The 19,915-nt window shown below is 38.6% G+C and carries 17 protein-coding genes and 1 pseudogene; 2 read left to right on the top strand and 16 right to left on the bottom strand.

The window, feature by feature from the left end:
- Positions 1-11: 11 nt before the first annotated feature.
- The 11 genes and pseudogenes from ACTRDR_RS02215 to ACTRDR_RS02165 form a co-directional block, all read right to left on the bottom strand.
- Positions 12-1,127 carry an ATPase, T2SS/T4P/T4SS family gene (locus tag ACTRDR_RS02215; protein ID WP_440526007.1) on the bottom strand — a complete coding sequence of 372 codons (1,116 nt, stop codon included), beginning with the start codon at positions 1,125-1,127 and terminating at the stop codon, positions 12-14.
- Between the two features lie 329 nt (positions 1,128-1,456).
- A complete protein-coding gene (locus ACTRDR_RS02210; RefSeq protein ID WP_440526006.1) occupies positions 1,457-2,860 on the bottom strand; it encodes a putative bifunctional diguanylate cyclase/phosphodiesterase in 1,404 nt (467 codons plus the stop codon).
- A 412-nt stretch (positions 2,861-3,272) separates the two neighbouring features.
- Positions 3,273-3,818 (bottom strand): annotated as a pseudogene (locus tag ACTRDR_RS02205) (ABC-F family ATP-binding cassette domain-containing protein); the annotation flags it as partial.
- 177 nt (positions 3,819-3,995) lie between these two features.
- A complete protein-coding gene (locus tag ACTRDR_RS02200; RefSeq protein WP_440526005.1) occupies positions 3,996-4,379 on the bottom strand; it encodes a DUF6262 family protein in 384 nt (127 codons plus the stop codon).
- Positions 4,348-5,880 carry a tyrosine-type recombinase/integrase gene (locus ACTRDR_RS02195; protein ID WP_440526004.1) on the bottom strand — a complete coding sequence of 511 codons (1,533 nt, stop codon included), beginning with the start codon at positions 5,878-5,880 and terminating at the stop codon, positions 4,348-4,350. Before ACTRDR_RS02195 ends, ACTRDR_RS02200 begins: the two co-directional genes overlap by 32 nt.
- Positions 5,783-7,609 carry a tyrosine-type recombinase/integrase gene (locus ACTRDR_RS02190; protein WP_440526003.1) on the bottom strand — a complete coding sequence of 609 codons (1,827 nt, stop codon included), beginning with the start codon at positions 7,607-7,609 and terminating at the stop codon, positions 5,783-5,785. Before ACTRDR_RS02190 ends, ACTRDR_RS02195 begins: the two co-directional genes overlap by 98 nt.
- Before the next feature lie 12 nt (positions 7,610-7,621).
- The gene (locus ACTRDR_RS02185) at positions 7,622-8,737 is read right to left on the bottom strand and encodes a tyrosine-type recombinase/integrase (protein WP_440526002.1); all 1,116 of its coding nucleotides are present in this window, start codon (positions 8,735-8,737) and stop codon (positions 7,622-7,624) included.
- A 92-nt stretch (positions 8,738-8,829) separates the two neighbouring features.
- The gene (locus ACTRDR_RS02180; RefSeq protein WP_440526001.1) at positions 8,830-9,282 is read right to left on the bottom strand and encodes a hypothetical protein; all 453 of its coding nucleotides are present in this window, start codon (positions 9,280-9,282) and stop codon (positions 8,830-8,832) included.
- A gap of 64 nt (positions 9,283-9,346) precedes the next feature.
- Positions 9,347-9,742 (bottom strand): hypothetical protein, encoded by a 396-nt coding sequence (locus ACTRDR_RS02175; RefSeq protein ID WP_440526000.1) that lies wholly within the window; start codon positions 9,740-9,742, stop codon positions 9,347-9,349.
- 647 nt (positions 9,743-10,389) lie between these two features.
- Positions 10,390-10,815, bottom strand: coding sequence for an RNA polymerase sigma factor (locus ACTRDR_RS02170; RefSeq protein ID WP_412194895.1), 426 nt, complete (start codon positions 10,813-10,815; stop codon positions 10,390-10,392).
- A gap of 387 nt (positions 10,816-11,202) precedes the next feature.
- Positions 11,203-11,526, bottom strand: a complete 324-nt coding sequence (locus ACTRDR_RS02165) for a helix-turn-helix domain-containing protein (RefSeq protein ID WP_412194897.1) — start codon at positions 11,524-11,526, stop codon at positions 11,203-11,205.
- Positions 11,527-11,806: 280 nt separating this feature from the next.
- On the opposite strand from ACTRDR_RS02165, the gene ACTRDR_RS02160 reads away from it, so the two are divergent.
- Complete coding sequence (locus ACTRDR_RS02160) at positions 11,807-12,379, top strand: accessory gene regulator B family protein (RefSeq protein ID WP_440525999.1); 573 nt, start codon at positions 11,807-11,809, stop codon at positions 12,377-12,379.
- A 137-nt stretch (positions 12,380-12,516) separates the two neighbouring features.
- Here the strand turns inward: ACTRDR_RS02160 and ACTRDR_RS02155 are convergent, their stop codons facing one another.
- From ACTRDR_RS02155 to ACTRDR_RS02135, 5 genes are all read right to left on the bottom strand, one after another.
- A complete protein-coding gene (locus ACTRDR_RS02155) occupies positions 12,517-13,368 on the bottom strand; it encodes a sensor histidine kinase (protein ID WP_440525998.1) in 852 nt (283 codons plus the stop codon).
- Between the two features lie 465 nt (positions 13,369-13,833).
- Positions 13,834-14,556 carry a LytR/AlgR family response regulator transcription factor gene (locus ACTRDR_RS02150; protein ID WP_412194902.1) on the bottom strand — a complete coding sequence of 241 codons (723 nt, stop codon included), beginning with the start codon at positions 14,554-14,556 and terminating at the stop codon, positions 13,834-13,836.
- A gap of 12 nt (positions 14,557-14,568) precedes the next feature.
- Entirely contained in the window at positions 14,569-15,228 is a 660-nt protein-coding gene (locus ACTRDR_RS02145) for a helix-turn-helix domain-containing protein (RefSeq protein ID WP_440525997.1), read from the bottom strand.
- 199 nt (positions 15,229-15,427) lie between these two features.
- A complete protein-coding gene (locus ACTRDR_RS02140) occupies positions 15,428-17,062 on the bottom strand; it encodes an ABC transporter ATP-binding protein (protein ID WP_440525996.1) in 1,635 nt (544 codons plus the stop codon).
- Positions 17,059-18,795: an ABC transporter ATP-binding protein gene (locus ACTRDR_RS02135; RefSeq protein WP_440525995.1), complete on the bottom strand. Its 1,737-nt coding sequence runs from the start codon at positions 18,793-18,795 to the stop codon at positions 17,059-17,061. Before ACTRDR_RS02135 ends, ACTRDR_RS02140 begins: the two co-directional genes overlap by 4 nt.
- Before the next feature lie 164 nt (positions 18,796-18,959).
- On the opposite strand from ACTRDR_RS02135, the gene ACTRDR_RS02130 reads away from it, so the two are divergent.
- Positions 18,960-19,901, top strand: coding sequence for a helix-turn-helix domain-containing protein (locus tag ACTRDR_RS02130; RefSeq protein WP_440525994.1), 942 nt, complete (start codon positions 18,960-18,962; stop codon positions 19,899-19,901).
- The last annotated feature ends 14 nt before the right edge of the window (positions 19,902-19,915 follow it).

The following is a 19,915-nucleotide window of genomic DNA, read 5'->3' as shown; positions in this document are numbered from 1 at the left end:
TCAGGTATTGTTCAAAACAATCTCTCATATTCCAGATTCTCTTTCTCCGCATTCCAGCCAAGGCAGGCAAAAATTTCTTTTACTTTATAATGTTCCATGAACACCAGGGTCTGAAAGCAGTCCATCATTTTCATTAACTCATTGCGGGAATACCTGCTGTCATACATGGCATAATCCACAATCTTCTCCGGTGCCCTGTCCGCCGACGGGGCGTGAACCGTAGCAGCACAGATCTGTCCCGTATAGGCAGCATTTAACAGATACAATGCCTCTCCTCCTTTCACTTCACCGATAATAAAAAAGTCCACATCCATCGTAAGTCCCGCGATGCTGATATGCTTCAGGTCATAGTTCACACTACTCTCCGAAGTACCGGGGAGAGAATGCAGAAACATCATATCCGGATGGTAGATCGTCGTCAGTTCATCCGCCTGCTGTGCCACCAGAATCGCCATATCATCGGGAAGTGTCTCCTTCAGTGCATTCAGTAGTGTGGTCTTACCGGAAGAATTACCTCCGCAGATCAGCGTTGATCCCTGCCGGAATCTCTGTACCAGAAGCTCTGCCGTGTTCCGGTCCAGCATTTCTCTCTCCACCAGCTCCGACATCATGGGAAAAGCCTTCGGGACCTTACGGATACAAAGATATGGTTCACTGTACGTATTCACAATCGGCATGGACAGAGTAAATCGGAAAATAAAATCCGGATGGCTCTCCGTATCCGTAAATCTCTGAATTGCATTCAGATTCGAGATATTCACCTGATTCCTGGCAGCAATATAGTCGATAAACTGGCGGTATTCTCTCTCCGAGGTAAAAGCGATCCCGGCGTCCATACGTTTTCCCTGCCTCTTGATCCGGATACAGTCATGGCTCACCACACGGATGTCTGAGATTTCCTTATCATCCATGAGTGGTGACAGTCTGGAATATCCAAACACATATTGCTCAAATTCCTTTAACAGCGCTTCTTTTTTATCCTTTGGGAAGGAGTAGCTTCTGTCCAGGTGCTTCTCCGCTTCCGCAAGGAAATCTTCTTTTCCCAGGATCCCCTTCTTCACCTGTAATAACAGCGTCTGTTTCTGTGTCAGGAAATCTTCTATCAGTCTCTGTAATTCCTCTTCCATTTTCTCCCTCTTTTCATTATAAATTTTATTACGTTGTATATAATTCTTAATATCGTTCTATTCAGGCTTTAAAAACCTACCCTTGAACGCTTCCAAATCACTTCTTCTGTAATGTGAACCCTGGTCGAATATGACCCGATCATAAGACACCGACTCTGATAGAACCTGTCGGTAATATGCAGATTACTCCCTCTGCAAAGATATGTCAATGCCTCTAAAACTATTTCCCTATTTTCATGATAATGCTCAAAAAAAGACCGTATTCTGACGGATGTTCTTCAAAAATCCAGTCAGAATGCGGTCTTTTGCTTTGTGTATTTTGTCTTTGTCTATTTTGCACTATGAGAGCCCTGTTCCTGGGCGAGTAACAGGCGGTCGAATTCCTCCACCGGCATCGGGCGGTAGAAAAGAAAGCCTTGTACATCTGCACAACCGCAGCCCAAAAGGAATTTCTTCTGTTCCTGTGTTTCCACCCCTTCGATGACAATATGTACCCCAAGCTGCTGCAGCATGGCAATGGTATTACGGATAATGATCCGGCTCTTGTCCTTCTCCAGATCCCGGATAAACTCTCTGTCAATCTTGATCTCATCCAGTGTCTGGTTCTTCAACATATTCATAGTGGAATAACCTGTTCCGAAATCGTCCATGGACACCAAAAAACCATGTGCCCGCAGATTTTCCATCCGCTGATACATTCCCTCTTCGTCCTCGAGGAACGCGCTTTCTGTCAATTCTAACGGAACATATCCAGCCGGAACCTCATATTCTTTCGTAAGCCGGAGCAATGTATCCGTCAGCTTGTCGTCATAAGCATGTAATCTGGACACATTGATGGAAATCGGGACAAGCGTTCGCCCCGCCTTTCGGAGTTTACTGAGATAGGCAAACACTTTCTCCCAGATATAATCATCCACATTGATAATAAAACCGTTCTTCTCCAATACCGGAATAAATTCTCCGGGAGATATCATCCCCTTCTCCGGATGTTGCCAGCGTACCAGTGCTTCCCCGCCAATGATCTCTCCGGTATTCATATTCACCTTAGGCTGTATATACAGCAGAAGTTCTCCATTCTCCAGAGCTCCTACAATATCATTTTCCACCTGTCGTTCCCGCATCAGCTGTCTGCGCATTTTGTCATCAAAAACAGCGTAGGTCTTGTATACCTTTCCCTTGACACTGTTCATTGCCATGGTGGCACAGTCCTTCAGGTAACTGACTGCCGGTTCTCTCTCCGGAGAGATACCGATGCCGAAGGAAGGCTGTACTTTATAAGTGAAGGGGAATTCGTCGATCTTTTTCTTGATCTCACTGACGATGTTCTCCAGTTCTCCCACATCCTCATACCGTGTACACAGGCAGAAAATATCCGCCCGGATATGACAGCAATAGGTGTCCGGCCGATGGTCTTCGTACCACTGAAAACATTCTGCTATAAATTTTAGCAGTCTGTCCCCTTCCTTCCTGCCGCAGAACTCATTCACCGCTTTAAACTGAACAATGTCCAGGATCACGACACTATATTTTTGATCCGGTTCTTCCTTGATCATTTCTCCGCACAAATAAAAAAAGGATTTTATGTTATGCAGATGTGTCAGCTCCGTACGATTATTTTCCACATTATCCTCTGCCATTTTCCGGAGAGAATACAGATACAGTTCTTCTTTCCCGGCATCCGTAGTCTGCGGAGACGCCTCCACTATTTCTTCTTTTGCTCTCTGATATGCCATAAGCATCCCTCACAAGAATCCATGTTATCAGTACCTTCTCTATTTGTTTATTATAACTCTTTTTATTTCTTTTTTCTATTAACTTTTCCTACAAAAACTTTACCCTACGGGCAGTTTCTTACAAACCCTAAATTTTTTAACTTTTCACTACTTTTCTTGTTTTTTATTCCGGAAATGGTATAATGAAACATAGATGTAACAATTTTTCCGTGCTTCGCACTCTCTAATTGTGTTATTATGTGATAAGAACGAATCTAATAAGAAAGGGAGTATGCCTTATGTTTATGCTTTTAGCCGGTGGGCTTTTAATCATCCTTTTAGCGGTAGTGATCGCAGTGGTATCCTCCGTGGTATCCGCAGTGGCAGCAGCTACCGACGATGCAGAAGACTGACAGTCTGATTTTTCTGACTGTCAGTTTTCTTCTCCCCGTTCAATTCTCGCTGCCAGGTCTTCTAAGTACATCCAGCGTTCCATTTTTTCTTCCAGCTGCTGTTCCGCAGCCTCTTTTTCCTGTGTTAATTCATTCAGCTTTACAAAATCACTGGCGTATTTTGAGAAATCCGCTTCCAGTGCCGCGATTTTTTCTTCTAACGCCGCCATTTCCCCTTCGATGGATTCATAATCCTTCTGTTCCTGGTAGGTGAATTTTAATTTGCGTTTCTGTCCGCTTTTCCAGTTCTTAGAAGTATTTTCCTCATCGGCGTTCTTCGGCTGGGATGTTGCCGCCGCTCCCGTGCTCTCCGTAGTTCCTTCTGCGGCTTTTCTATTGGCATAATCCGTGTAGCCGCCCTCGTACTGCACCATGCGGGTATCCTCCAGGGCGAAGATCCTGCGGACCACGCGGTCGAGAAAATACCGGTCATGGGACACGACGATGACGATGCCCGGGAACGTGTCCAGATAATCCTCCAGTACCTGCAGGGTGGCAATATCCAGATCGTTAGTCGGCTCATCCAGAAAATGCAGCTCCTTCCCTATACCTCTCTATTTTACTGGACTTAACAGAATGTACAACTGTGTTTCATGTTCTTCTTTTCATTTTATATAATAGAAAACGCATAGTCAATCCAACCATGCGTTTGTAAATGGCTTCTTGCGAAGCCATAATATTCGATTTCAGTTATGTTGTTCTACCTACAGCATTCTTAAAATATTTGCATTTTTCTTTTCCAACGCTTTTTGCATTCTTTGGTTTTCCATCTTAAGTTCCTCATTTTCTCCCCGCAGTATTTTCATCTGTTCATGCAGCTTCACAATTTCATTGTCCATAGCCATATCCAGTATCTCTCTCCGAGGATCAACCATGCCAACCTGTTTCTGCATCGCTTCATCCAGCAGATTTCGCACGGTAGGATTTTTGTAGAAAAAACCTCTCGACAGTCCTGTCTGTGCCATCAGCTTTGGAATTGTCACCTTTTCCCCTTCTTCCATCATATCCAATATCGTTTTTCTGGCGAGGTCGATTTTCTCCCTGCTGACCTTTTGGTTACATTCCACCATTTTGTCGTATTTGCTCATATTCTTCCTCCCAACCATCCAAGCTTTCTTTCATCTGATCTGATAACATCTTCAGCACTTCTCTCGTATCATCTGCCAGAGCTTGGTTACTCATCTTTCGATAATACTTTACGTTTCTGACAGATCTATGCCCCAATAGTTGTGCTATTGTCCAATCGTCCAGATGCATCTCTGACAATTTCACGCTGTAATAATGTCTATACAAATGAGATCCGAATCCAAATAAATTACCGTTATCATCCCGGATATCCTTCTCATGGATCATTTTCACAATCCGACTTTGTATCGTACCATATTGCAATGGTTTTGCAGGATCCTTATCATTAACAAAAATGTACTTTGTTTCTCCGTACTTCTCTCTGGCATAAGTAATGGCCATTCTGATTAACTGCGCCAGTTCTGCGCTGATTGGTTTCTCATAAGTACTACTTTTCATTTGCCGTATCCGTATGATAATATTCTCTTCTTTTTCATACAGGCAGTCCGTTTCCAGCGTAAGTGTATCTGATATTCTGGTTCCCAACATCTGGTGGATGATCATAATTCTGGCCGTCTGCTCATCCATCTCCACAATCGCTGCGTTCAATCTCTTCAGTTCTTCATCGGAATATGTCCTAAACTCTCCTCTGCGTGCAGGCGGAATATCTCTGTTCAGAAACAGCATACTCAGATTTCCATATTCACAGGCGTGACCTATACTTTCCAATATAGACCGGAGTCGGTTCAACTCTGCATGAAAATATTTCATTCCAACATCTTCCGTTTTCAAGTAAGTCAGATATTCTTCTATAATATTGCGATTCAGTTCCCCGCAAGATTGTATTTGTGGTTGTTTTTCTTTTAAATATCTCGACAGCCGCCTTATGGCTGTCATTTCCTTTTTTACGCAGGCAATCGCCTCACTTTGAAGATTTAGATAAATTCCTTTTTTTAGTTCCTCCCGTATACATTTCTGTGATATTGCAGTGAAATCGATTGATTTTACATTTTTAACAGGATTGTCCTTATACGGTATGTCCAATTTCTCCAGATGCCAAATATCCTTCTCTTTTTCCGCCACCCCACTCTGCATCATCCTTCGTTCATTGACAAAATCCAGTATTGCATCCAGATATCCAAACTCTCTCGTCTTTGGAAAAGTGGCGGTTCCATATACGCCTTCCCGCTTTTTGGTAATTTCTATTCCTTCCTGAAGCATCCATGCCTTCAGCTTTTTCATCCACACTTCTTTTTCTATATCAGCCAGACTTTCCACATTTTGAGCATACCTGTTTAAAAAACAGCATATTTTTCTGTATCGGACTCTCTCTGCACAAAAAGTCACTATATTCACCTTTTGACTTCTGTCCACAAGAAAATCTCTCACTTCTGTCCGTATACTCGCTGCTGTCAATTCATTCAGATCATAGAACGGGTCCCCAGTTATATACTTCTCCTGCTGTTTCGTCAACGCAATCGCTCTGTACTGTGTCATTTCCCTGATATAGATTCTGTTCTCCATTTTCCACCCCCTTTCTCAGACAACTTGCCAGACTTTTTCTCTTGAAATACTCTTCATTAGCGTTTTCTATTCTCTTTGGCATATAATCCAAATATTGAAGTGTCATTTCTTCATACTCATGCCCCAGATAATCCCGAATACTCTGTATAGGAACACCGGCATCATAAAATGTTGTTGCCAGCGTATGACGATAGTCATGACTTTTGAAAAGATATTCGCCATTCTGAATATTGCATTCTTCACAGAGTCGTTTCATTGTTTGTTGAAAAGTTGTTTTTCTGTACGCCCCACCATTTCGATTCTGAAATATATATTCCTCAGCCTTACGTTTGTATTTTGTAATATAAACCTGCATCAGTCGATACAAAGTCATCGGTATCGGTATGCGTTTATAGGTTCGCATTTTGATCTGATATACCTGTATCCAGGCATCCTTCCCCTGAAGATAATAGGCGTTTCCCTTCAATGTACATACTTCACTGATCCGAAGCCCTACTCCCCACAGATGCAGATACATCAACCTCACTTCCTCTGGAAATCGATATAGATTCCGTCGAATCTGATCCATGGTTTCCTGCGCAACACTTCGGTCATGATGTTGCATAAAGGTTTTCTTGAGGTAATAATTCGGGTCAAACGGTATGGCTGTGATATAGTCTTTAATTTGTAAATATTGGAAAAAGTGCAGAATACACATAACCTTCTTATTAAATGTATCCGCCTGCACTTCCCGCTGTTGTTCACTTCTGAGCCATGCATCCATCTGCTGTTCTGTCACCATACAGATATTTTCCTTCTCCGGCTGATTCATATCTCCCAGAAATTTTCTTACCACAAGAAACTCTGTTCTTAAACTGCTGATAGAGATGTTTGTAATTCCGATGCCATATCTTAAATACTTTTGTAGTAGTTTTCGATTCTCTTTATTCGTAACCTCTGCAAAGGACAGCGACATTACGGGGGCCGCTGGATCTATTCTCTCCGGCTGCAGATGCATCCGATCCATATACCATACATTCGCATCCCAGTGAATTTCTTCTGCTTCCATAAAAAGCGCTCTGCCACACCAGTATGTGACCCCTGCATAATAGTGACGCTGATATTCTGTTGTAAATGTTTTCTGGAATCTTTCGATTTGATCTATTTCCAATTTCTCCAGATCTTCGATCTGTTCCAACACACAGAAATCGTATAATCTTGCCAGTCCACCAAGCTGTGCATGCATCCTCTCACTGTTAGCGGCATTTTCTATAAAATAATGCAATACCTGAAATATCTGCCTTTTTAGTTTTTCAGCCGTTTTTAAGGTAAAATCCCATGCTAGCAGGTTTTTATTGTTTTCCTTGCAAAATCTTTCTGCTATTTCTATATTGGGGTGATATGGAAGATAGAGTATTTCATCCGCATACTCTGGTCTCTGTCTCTTCCCTGCAAGAATTATCTGCGGTTGCTTTCTAAGAGAATGTAATTTTACCCGGTCAAATGTCTTTATGTATAATTCACAGGAAGTTTTGCTCATCCTGTGCTTTAAATATTCACAGTACTTCTCTCTCCAATAGTAATTCAGTTCACTGATCTGCCAAATCTCATTTTCCATCATGAACTGTTTTAGCTTATTCTTATAGGAAACTGTAGTTGCTTCGCATTCCTTAAGCTCTGTCTCCAACTGCGCTGTTAATTCGTCTATGTCTTCCTGTGATGTTGTCAGCCGCAGTGCTTCCGCAAGCATAGATTTTCTCCTTTACAGTAATCTGTCAATCCCATACAGTTCCGAATGTTTTTCATAAAACTCTTTACTCGCTTCCAGTAATTTGTCATCCAGATTCCCGAGATATTTTATAGTAGTATCCAGGTGCTTGTGACCTAATGCCATGCTGATCATTTCCAGATTCCAATTCTCCTGTCTTCTGGATCGTGCAAAATATCGTCTGAGCATATGTGGAGTAATCTTATGTCCTGTCTTTTTCTCCATTCGTTTGAGCATATCATATACGCTCCCTACCATCATGGGCTTGCCAGCCCTATCCCCTTCAATATTGATAAATAAAAATGTCCCACGTTGTAGCAGCTTCCGGTACTCGTTCAGATAACTCAGCAAAAACTCAAATGTTTCATCACTGATTCTCGCTCTCCGATGCTCTGCGTTTTTCGCTCTGGCTTCATTTTCATTGTCATCACGAAAATATACTCTAACAGTCTTGCGTTGATAATCAATATCCCTTGTATAATCTACACCCAGGATTTCTCCAATACGAAAACCCGTTTCTGCAATCATCAGTAAAAGCAACTGATCTCTTGTATTTGTACACGCTTGTAGGATCTCTATAATCTCTACTTCCTCGGCCGCCCGGACATTTCTCTCTTTTGGTTTGAAATACCCCCTAAAAGTCTGTGATCGGATCGTCCTTTTAATTCCAACACTTGTTGCCACCGTCACTTGATTGTAGCTTAAAACCTTTAAATACTTGATCTGCCCACACTCCGCCATATATAAAAAGAACCCGAACACACTTTTTAAATATGCGTTGCAGGTTCCTTTTCCAGTGCTTTGTTTCCTATGTTTTTCTAAATGTCTGCCTTCTAACAGCCAATACAAAAATTGTACAAAGTGTCTATTTTGCTCCTCATACCCCAGTTCTCCTACCTCAATCAGTTCCAGTTCCTGCTGACTGAGATATTCCATATAATAGCTCAATGCAAAGGCAATTCTTCTCACCGTATTGGGAGAACAGTTCGTATCTATTTTGTATTTCAGATACTTACTGGGATGTAAAACTATTTCATAGCTTTCGTTATCCTGTATGTAGAACAGCTTATGTCTACCTTCCGTCAGCGTCTTTACCGCATATTGTTTCACGATCCGTTCTCCTTGTATTTCGGGCTTTTCTACTCCATACACTACCACATACCGGTAATTATATCCAGCTAATTATTCTCCTATCATTCCTTTTACATTCCCATCATCTGCTGCTCTTCTACATGTCTACTCCACTCCGATAATTCCTCAATGAGACTGCTACACGTTTCAATATCAGTCTCGTATCCCGGAACATTCTCCATAAGCATATCTTCCCGATATCTGTTAATTCCGTTAATTGCTTCCTCTTTGATTTCGTCGGAAACTTTCTCACACTCAACACCCTGTAATGCCTCCCTGCTCCCTTCCAGCATTCTCTCAAAAGGATTTGTATACTTTTCTGCGATAATGTCATCACAGTTTGCTTCATGTCCTTCGACACAATAGTATTGTGCCATTCCAGTTGAGAACCGCTTCCACCTCTTCAGTTTGTCCCGATTTTCTTCTAAATCGGTTAATGCAAGGGAATTTGCATACTCTAAAATCACAGATAATGTTCTTTTCATCTTACTCACAGTAAGTTCTTCTGTTTTTTTCAAATCCATTTTTCTTTTCTCCTTCCCCTGTTTTTAAGGAATAACCTCATTATTTGTAATACCTCCCGCGTTCCTACGGCATACTCATTTCTGCCATTGTCACCGCTTCGTCCTCTTGCTGAAAATACTTATCCGCCACGCTTCTGTCTACTGCCAGTACTTTTCCCGGTTCTTCGTCTCCACACTGGATTGGAAACAGAAGTTCCTGTAATTCCATACATAATTTCCGGCTCGGACAGGTATTAATGAAGCAGCCAAAGGTATTCAGTTCCAGATTATCTGCGATATCTGTGAACACCATGCTTTCCGCTTCTACCATATACGTTCCGATGTAATTTGCAATATTCTCTGGAGTCATGGAAATGTAATGCTCCTTCCTTGCCCCACCATCCATCGGGTACACATACGCATACCCCACTTTCTCTGTTGCCATGATTTTCTCAATCATTTCCCGATCTTCTTTTTTCATTTTCTGCTTTCCTCCGTTTTGTCCTTTGGGTAACCTTAATACCACAAGAATACGGCGGAAGTCTCCCTCCGCCGCATGAATTCTGTTATTAAGTCTTACTGCCATAATCCTTCACTTTTAATACTTTGGTTCCTATTCGACACTACTCCCCGGAACCGAAATGCCGCAAAGACAGAAAGAATAAACATCAAGGCATTTGCTGGGCAGTCAATCCAGACTGTCTGCGGTTCCTACCGTAAAAGGCAGACAGACATCACAGGAATCTCACCTCCACCACTGCGTGCTGGCTAATCTCAAGGAGTATCATTATAGACCATTTCTTTCTTCGCACCTGTCTACCACAGACCGGCTGTATCCTCGGTTGTCTCGCTCAACTCCTTAGATGCAATCTTTTTTTACATTTGACATACAAATGCAGGAGTATCTTCGCGCCCCGTTTACGGCTCAAGAAATGGCTAATGTATCTGGATTGCTGGGTATGGCTGGCAAAGCACGGTGTAATTCTGTGTTGCTCTCGAAGTAAGTGTAAAAACTCTTCTCCGGCATTTGTCAATGTGCGTATCATGAGAAGATTTTCGGAAGAGACCATCCGTCCGATAAAGCACCTCTCATAAGGTACTCACACAAAATCGGCGTTTGACACCCCTCTACTCAAAAAATTTTTTTAAAGTATTTATAGATCCCCGGATAGACTTCCAAACAACATTTTGAGAAACACCCAGTTTATCAGCAATTTCTCTAGTTGTCATTCCCTTAAAAAAATAAAGATGCAGTCGCTCTTTTTGTACTTCCGTGAGTGACTGCATCGCTTTTTGTAAAATCTCTATTTCAATCTGCCTGATTACCATATCCTCCAGAGAGATTCCCGTTTCCTTGATTAAATCTTCTGTCATTCCCTCCACATAACCGTTTACTGTTATGTGCCGTAAATCTCTCATTTCTTCTGCATGAGTTTCTTTTCGGAAAGTATTAACCAAAGCTTCATAGACCTCCTCGGTGACATATGTATATTCAGTTTCGCCGACTGCATCTTTGTAGAAATCCTTTATTCTAATCTTTATACACTTTGACATTTTGTATTCTCCATTCCTAAAATTCTTGAAGTGAAGAACACATGGCGGACCTCTGCCTCTATGTATACCCCAGAAGACTCCGACTAAAAACACAATCCATTACTCCGGATGTATACTAAAAACGTAATGATTGTATATATGGTGTCTTACTTTGGATAAATATCAAAAACCCTTCCAAAATTACTTTCGGAAGGGTATACTTTTCTGTTTTTTTTAAACTATTCAATCCTATATATCGTGAGCAAAAAATACTATTTGTCCACCAAAAAGACTTTCTTCTACAAAATTTCATAAAACCCTCCACCTCACTAATGTTTTTCACATTATCCTGCAAAGCGGAGGACAATATTTCCTTTTTTACTAAACAATGCTATTTATTAACTGAATTTATATTACTTCACACAATTCGGATAAAATTTTAAGTATATCCTGAATCTTACTCGTTTGTTTTGGTTCCAGCTTTTCTAATACACAAATAATCTTTTCTTTGCCGCCACTTCCCGCATCCTCACCAAGCATAATATAATCACAGCTTACAGATAAAGCTTTCGATATTCTACATAATGTATCAGCAGAAAATCCCTTCTTGCCCATTTCTATCTCATAAAGAAATTTAGCAGAAATATCCACTTTTTCAGCCAAACCTTCTCTTGTATAATTTTGTATTTCCCGGAGTTCTCTTATCCTTGCCCCAACTTCTATATTCGACATAATCTACCTCCAGATGCTATAATTCTACATCTTATTACCAGTAGTGTTAAACTGTCCGTTGTTCATACGCTCTATACCTCCAGTTCTAAGTTTACATCATAAACAAATAAGCCATAACTTATTTACTTAATTAATAAAAAAATTGTCCGAAAATCCAAGGAATTCCTCTCTGAAAGCTTTATCATATGCTTATTTACCCATTTTTGTATGTCAGTAAAAAAAACAATATATTCAGTTCAAAATGAGGTTTTTTCAGTTTTATGGGATATTCTTGGAATAGATGAAGGGAGATCTTCGTATGGACAAGATAAAAATATATATTAAAGACAAATATGGATTAAGTAATTATCAAATGGCTCAACTTACCTTTGTAATCAAAAGTACTTCATCAGAATTAAGCAAAATACTACTGATGGGTATTGCGTTTCAATACCATCTAAAACTATATATCTTCTTATTAATAATAATGTGTTTTTTAAGAACATTTTCCGGTGGTCTTCATTTTTACACATACAAAAAGTGCCTACTGGCATCCACCACATATATGGGAATTATCATCTTCTTTTTTTCAAAAATATTGCTTCCTTTATATGTACAATTGCTTTTATTAACTGTGTGTATTATGTCCTGCTATTCAATAGGTCCGGTTCTCTCTAAATACCGAACTCATTTTCCTAGAAAGCAATTATATTTTTGTCGTAATATCACCTGCCTTAACATTTTTATGTATGCATTAATCCTATATATAATCCCTGAAAATCCCTATCTTACAGCAGGGGTTTGGATGATTATATTGCATTCGCTCCAATTGTTTGTTGCGAAAATACAAAAGAAAGGAGAGACAACACAATGATAGCGCATATCTTAGTAACTGTTGCTGCTTTTTCATGGATCGTGGATACTTCACTACCCAGTATTGTTTTATTTGGAGAATATCCCTACCCCTCTGAAGAAAATGAATAATTAGCAGGAAGACGGATAAGTTTTTTATTACTTATCCGCCTTCGCTATTTCCAGAGTGAATTCTACCCAGTTTTCGCTGTCATCTAATTTATTTCTGCATACAATATTGGCGTCATATTTCTCACATAACTCTTTAACATTATATAGTCCAAGTCCACGATGCTTTCCCTTACTGCTTTTATCTATTTGGAACCAAGATTGGATTTCGGCATAACTCACATACAAATAAGGATTGGAAACAGTAAATATATATGTTACCTCTTTTTCCATAAATTGAAATTTTAGTTGTTTTATTTCTTTTGAACTCTCTTGTGCCTCTACCGCATTATCAATTAATATTCCCAATATATCAATCAAATGATAGGTTGGCATTACGCATTGAGAAAAAGTACCTTTTATATCACAGCGTATTTTCACTCCCATTGTTTCCGCCACGCGAAATTTTTCATATAGAAATCCAATAACAACACTGTCTTTCAAGTATAGCAACTTATTGTATTTATTTTCGTCACAAATCTTAGAATAATACCGCTCTTGTTCTGCAACTAGCTCCTCATATGAACGGCTTGTATATTTTATAGACAGTAAAGCTGCTAAATGATTCTTAAATCCGTGTTCCCGTAATCTTACAGAAGTCAATAAATCTTCATATTTTCCCTGCATCGTCCGATTTAGCGATAATTCATTTTTAGAATTCTTAGCTTCTTCATTAGCAATATGCCATTTACTTAGCCCCCAGAGAAGAACAATCAACATAGGTACCGAAATAGTGAAGAATGCTAAATGTATTTGTTTACCAATTTTATCTTCTAACATGATCATCAGAATAACAGCCATAACTGTTCCCAATATTATAGCAATATAAGTATCTCTCTTCATAAAAATCTCATGCAGTTTATGTATCCTAACTAATGGTAGAATCCATATTGCAGCAGCTAAAACCAACCCATTTGTACTTAACATTTGCAATTCCAAATTATTTGAAAAGAAATATGAACAAGGAAATATCGCTATATATTGCAAAACTACTATAACTATTAGTAACAGTAAAACGCTTACTATTGATCCAATGACTGAGTCATTATATTTACGAACACAATATATCCCTATGAGTATGTATATTATTATTGTGAACAAATTACTAAGTCCGTAATATCTCACAAGTTCTACAATAGTTAAAGACATCAAACACAGCCCGACTGAGTCAATATTCAAGCATACTTTTCTATTGTATATTCTTTGAAGTGTAACAATTATTGCAATATATTCGAGCATCAGTCCCGCATGATATAACATTTATTACAAAGCTCCTTCTCTTCCTCCTTTTTTGTGGATATGCACGATCTATACATCTATACCTTTTAGATTTTTCTTAAATCTAATACCTATTCCAACTCGACCATAGCCATTTTTCAATTTAATCACTTGATTAGGAATATCTAAATTATCAATATATTTTTGATTAATTATGGTGTTTCGACTGCATTGAATAAAATCCGAGCAATCCAAATCGTCCAAAAATTTCTTTAAAGTTATATATGGAATCTCAAGAGGGTCACTCTGCTTAGTGTGAATATGCATTATATGATTAATACTTTCTGCGTAAACAATGTCTTCACGCTCAACAGCCAAAATAATTCCGTCTTTTCTAAAATATAGCGTTTTGGATATATTCCGGGATTCTTCAAAACGTAGGCATTGTTCCACCAACTGCTTAAGTCTTTCTACATCAAATGGCTTTTCAATAAAACTATAGCAATGCAGATTCTCGTAAGTGTATAATTTTGCGTCTTCTAAAGATGTAACAAATATGATCGGCACAAACTCATAGTGATTTATTTTTCTGATATTTTCCACAAACTTTAGTCCAGATGAATCTCCTGGCCTGTTTCTATCTAGAATAATATCCACAATAAACAAGTCAATTACCCTATCCATAGCACACTGATATGCATCTTTCAACTCGCAAAATGAAAATACTGCATTCCGTTCATCAAGATCCCGAACAATCTTCGTAAGATTTTTTAATGTGGTAAGGTTGTCTTCCAGTATCAATATCTTTTTCATATTGTGTCCTTATCATATCTGTTTGATAATATCCATTATTTCTGCCCCGTTTTCTTCAGCAGCTTCCAGAAGAGAAGATATTTCATTAATCATGCTATTTTTATCCTTCAGTACTACTGCCGGAGATATATGAAACAAATTGTATAATTTCCAAATAATTTCGCTATCTGGCAAACATCTGTCCTTCTCTAATTCGCGAAATTTTTTGATATCAACTCCTAATTTTTCAGCCATTGGCTCTTGCCGACTACAAGTCGTGTGTCTAATAACAAGAAATATATTGGAAGACTTTTTACAATCCAGTACTAATGGCACATATTTTACCCTCTTCACGATATCCTTCCATTGCTCTGTATTGGATCTGCAATCATTCAAAACTATCAGTAGATAAATAATGCCTAAATAACAGCACAATTCAACATATGCACATTGTTGGAAATACGCAACATACTTTCCAGCACATCTATATCCTGTAAATATATAAAAAATATCTATGTTTGCTTTGGAAAGATATTTTAACTCTTCATAACTCAGACGGTGTAGCCCCTTTTCCACTTTACTGTAGTTACTTTGCGTAATATGAACCAAACGGGCCATTTGTTGCTGAGATAACCCCAAGCGTTTTCGCTCTTCTATCAGCCTTTTTAACATTTCATTATACGTTGCACTCATAGGTAATCTTCCTTTGAACTATAATTCTATTTATACCTATTTTAAGTCAACATATATTCCTATTTTGCACCTATATGAGACTATCCCATTGTAGTGCAATTGCAAAAAATAACTATCATACTAGTTAAATATCAACTAGTACGATAGTTATTTTCTAAGAAATGAACCCCTATCAGAAATTAACTTTTGAAACTATCATTTACATATTTATCACTCTGTCAAATGTGTCAAAACCATCCCTCTTATGACTAACCATAATCACCACCTTGTCTTTCATTAATTCTCTCAATGCCTGACTTATCATTTTTCCACTATGAACATCTAACGCGGATGATGGTTCATCCAATAAAAGAATTGGCGAATCTTTCAAAAATGCTCTCGCTATAGCGATTCGCTGTTTCTGTCCGACTGAAAGGTTATTTCCACCTGCAACTAATGGCGTATCGTATCCCTGCGGAAGTGTCCGAATAAATTCATCTGCATAAGCCATTTTGGCAGCATGTACTATTTCATCCTCCGTAATAGGTTCCCTGCCAATCCCGCCAATCATAATGTTTTCTCGTATCGTTCCTTCAAAAAGATAATTTCTTTGTGGGACATAGGTAATGATTTGCCTTAATTGAATAAGTGAATACTCCTTAAGCTCTCGTCCATACAGCTTTACGGAACCATTTATCTTTTGATAAAAACCCAGCAGCAGCTTAATTAAAGTACTTTTGCCACATCCTGACTCTCCCATAAGTATGACTTTTTCTCCCTTTTTAATGCATAGAGAAAAATCATTCAATATCCTTTTCTCCCCATCATAAGAAAAAGTAAGACGATCTATCTCTATAGGAGTTGTGTCCTTCAACAGTGACAAAGTTCCTTCTGTCCGCCCCTCCTCACAATCCATCTCAAGAAAATCGAATACCCTTCCAGCTTTTACCAAAGATGCAGAAAGCGTAGTAAGTGCAGAACCAAAACCTTGAATCATCGTACAGACACCCATTTGAAGCGATACAATTGCCATAACCGTTCCATAATCCATTCTTCCGCAAGAAACCAGATACGCACCTACACCAATAGTTCCAAAGCTTGCAAGAATTCCCAAGAAAAAAGTTATCATCTCAAGTCTTCCGGCTCGACTTGCCCTTATTCGCTCATCCTTCAAAAGATTTCCATTTTCCTCATAAAAATAGTCACAGACAATAGTTGCTCCTTTATACATTTTAAGTTCCGTAAAGCCAAATAAAATATCACTCAAACGTGTTGTAAGGTGAGAAATCTTTTTCTGAATCCCCTTGTCCATTTCTTTTATCTGCTTATTAATCCGAACAGAAGAAAATACCGTTATGAAACAAAAGCCTACCGAAACCAACATAAGTAAAGGACTATAAATAAACATTGCCATAATAGAGGTTATACCATTGACCAATCTTCCAAACACCCAGAATACATGGGAAAAATAGCTATCCTTAAGAGAATTGGCATCCCAATTCAGTGTCTTGAGAGCATCGCCACTATGATTTTTTTCATAATATTCCATATCCAATTTTAGAAGCTTCTCAAAAAGTCGGATTTTGATGTCAAAAACTATTTTTCGCACAATTTTTATCTGAAAATATCTTCTGTACGGAGCCAAACAATTCAAAATCACAAGCACAATGCATAGAGCTAATGCACGCCAAAAAATCTTTATATCTCTATATTCCAAAGCATTGAAAATTAATTTATTCATATAGGGATAGGCAAAGGTTAATACAGCAGAACTGACCAAAGTAAATACAAATACTGTCCAATAGGCAACCTTATACTTTCCTATATAAGAAAAATATCTCTTTAATTCTTTCATCTGCTAACACCTCCTGACAGAATGTATTCATTATACATTCTCCAATAAACGCCTTTTTTCTCCATAAGTGTTTCGTGGGTTCCAGATTCCACGATTTTTCCTTCCTCTAACACAATAATTTCATCATAATCTACAATAGTATTCAAACGATGTGCAACAGTAATCAATGTCTTACTTTCGGAAATTGACAAAAGTGTCTGATTTACATATTCTTCGGTTTCCTCATCCAATGCAGATGTAGGCTCGTCCAGCAAAATAATCGGTGCATCCTTTAAAATAGCTCTGGCGATAGCGATTCTCTGCCTCTGTCCACCGGAAAGATTGTTTCCCCGCTCATCTAATAAAGTATCATATCCTTCTGGCAATTTCATAATAAAATCATGACAGCCAGCTTTCTGTGCTGCATCTATAATTTCTTCTCTTTCAGCCTCCAGTCTGCCAATACGAATATTATCTGACACGCTCATAGGAAATATCACAGATTCCTGGGCAATTATCGACAACTGTTCTCTCACATTATTAGGAGCTATGTCCGAAAAACGGTTTCCAAAGAAATAAATTTCCCCTGAATCCACTTCATTTTGCCTGCATAGCAACTTCATGATGGTACTTTTACCGCAACCACTTTTTCCAACTAACGCAATTTTCTGACCTTCGTGAACAGATAAATTAAATTGCTCCAGAACAGGCTTGGCGTTTTCTGAATTTATATAGGAAAAGGATACATTTTTAAATTCAAATACTTTTCCGGAAGACTTGTTAAAAGCTTGCACACTCTCCTTGTTACATTCTACAGGAATATCCAGAATTTCTAAGACACGATTTGCAGATATCATTGCCATCTGTGTCCTGACAACCAATTGATATGCGTACACCAGAGGCTCGTTTATCTTGTTGATACCACTGATGAAAGCTACAAGGATACCAATTGTTAACTCTCCTTTCAGTGCCAAATAACCTCCTGCACATAATGCAATAGCTGTAGGGGCTTCCCTAATCAAAGCCGACAACGGTTCAATATTGTATTGCCATAAATCATTTTTATTCGAAATATCTAATGTTTCTTTCAATGCATCATAATACTTTTTCTGCATTTTCTCCTGCAAATTATAGGACTTAATTACATCTACACCATCAAAAGCCTCTTGTATTTGATTATTTGTAAGACCCAGTTTTTTAACGTACTCGGTTTGTGCCATTTTTACCGGTTTTAAGAGTTTGATACTAACAGGTACCATAATAAATAACGGACTAAGACATAACACAGCAAGCATGGGATTCATAACAATCAAGTATATTGTAAATACAGTTACTACAATAGGTACATACAAGCAATCCTTGAAATAAGTCTCCATATATCCGGCTACGACCGAGATATCCGAAGACAATCGTTCCATGATTTCTCCGAAATTCTGTTTTTCCATATCATTTGGTGCAACCTTCATAATATGATTTACCATATCACGACGTAAATCTCTTAAAATGGCAGCTCCAAAGGCTCCTGTCATCCGAACTACGAGATAATTGGACAACATTCCAACCAAAACCGCCATAAGTGCTTGGACAATCAATATCCATAAGGGTAAATCACTTTCTTTTGCAATCGAAAAATCAATTACTCTCTTTAACAAATCGATTATGTATACATTTGCTATGGAACAACCCAGATCGGACAATATAATCACCATAATCCATGTCCAATAATGCTTTGCGTAGCCTAGAATACGTCTCATCCTTTACATCCCCTCTTTTATTTGTTATACTTTTTTACAGCTTATCAACTATTAGCCTCCACAGCAATTGCAAATATACATGTTTTTTATATACTTTTTGCAACAGTCTTGCAATAAATTGCAGAACTCTTCATTTTTACTATATAATTTTAAAGGAGCTTTTTATGCCACAACAGGATCGCCATAAAGAACGAGTTATTCCTATTGAATTTAATTTTTACGACATATTAGACCATCTTCCTGCAAAAAAACGCTGTTCCATTGTTTTAATTACTTGCGGCTCTGCTACAATCAAAATAAACAGCCATATTCGCAGGCTAAATTCTCCTTGCGTAATATGCCTGTCCCAATACGATGCTGTGGAACTTATTCACTGTGAAAATCTTAGTGCTAAATCCTTTCATTTTGACCCGTGGTATATTAAAGCATGTCTTTGTTTTGACAATCTGGAGGACTCCATCCCTATCGATCCTCAATACACATATGATCGCACAAAGCTTTACATGTTTACCAAGCACACAGAGCATTTTCAAGGAATCCTCTCTCTCACCCCTCAAAGCTATATTCACATTAATGAACTTATGCTGATGATTGGTGCAGAAACCTTTTCCCAGAGTGATGGATTCTGGACTTGTAGAATTCGTAGAATGCTCCTGCAACTTTTGAATAGTTTATATGATATTTTTATTGATCAACAAAAACTCAAATTATTTGAGCCCCTTGAAAGCTACAATTCGGCTACTATCTGTGCAGAATATATCCACAGTCATTATGCTGAAAACATTACCCTCAGTGCTTTGTGCGAATTGGTAAATCTCAACCGCACCTCCTTAAATCAGAAATTCAAAGCACAGTTTTCCTGTACTTGCATGGAATACTTGTTAAACTACCGCCTAAAAATATCCCAGGAGTTGCTGTCCAACAGCAATATGAAAATACATGAAATAGCAGAATGCTGTGGTTTCAAATATGACAGCTACTTTATCAAGCAATTTACAGCCAAACTGGGAATATCACCAGCAATATATCGGAAGAATCCACTAACATATTCTGCTTACGATGGGAAAAAAATCACCACCACCCGTCTAACGGGTGGTTTGCTCTGAGGCTATAAGCCTCT

Source organism: Simiaoa sp. (assembly GCF_051972595.1).
Taxonomy (GTDB): domain Bacteria; phylum Bacillota; class Clostridia; order Lachnospirales; family Lachnospiraceae; genus Acetatifactor; species Acetatifactor hominis.
The sequence above is the reverse complement of the archived record's forward strand: the minus strand, read 5'-3'. Positions and strand labels throughout refer to the sequence as shown.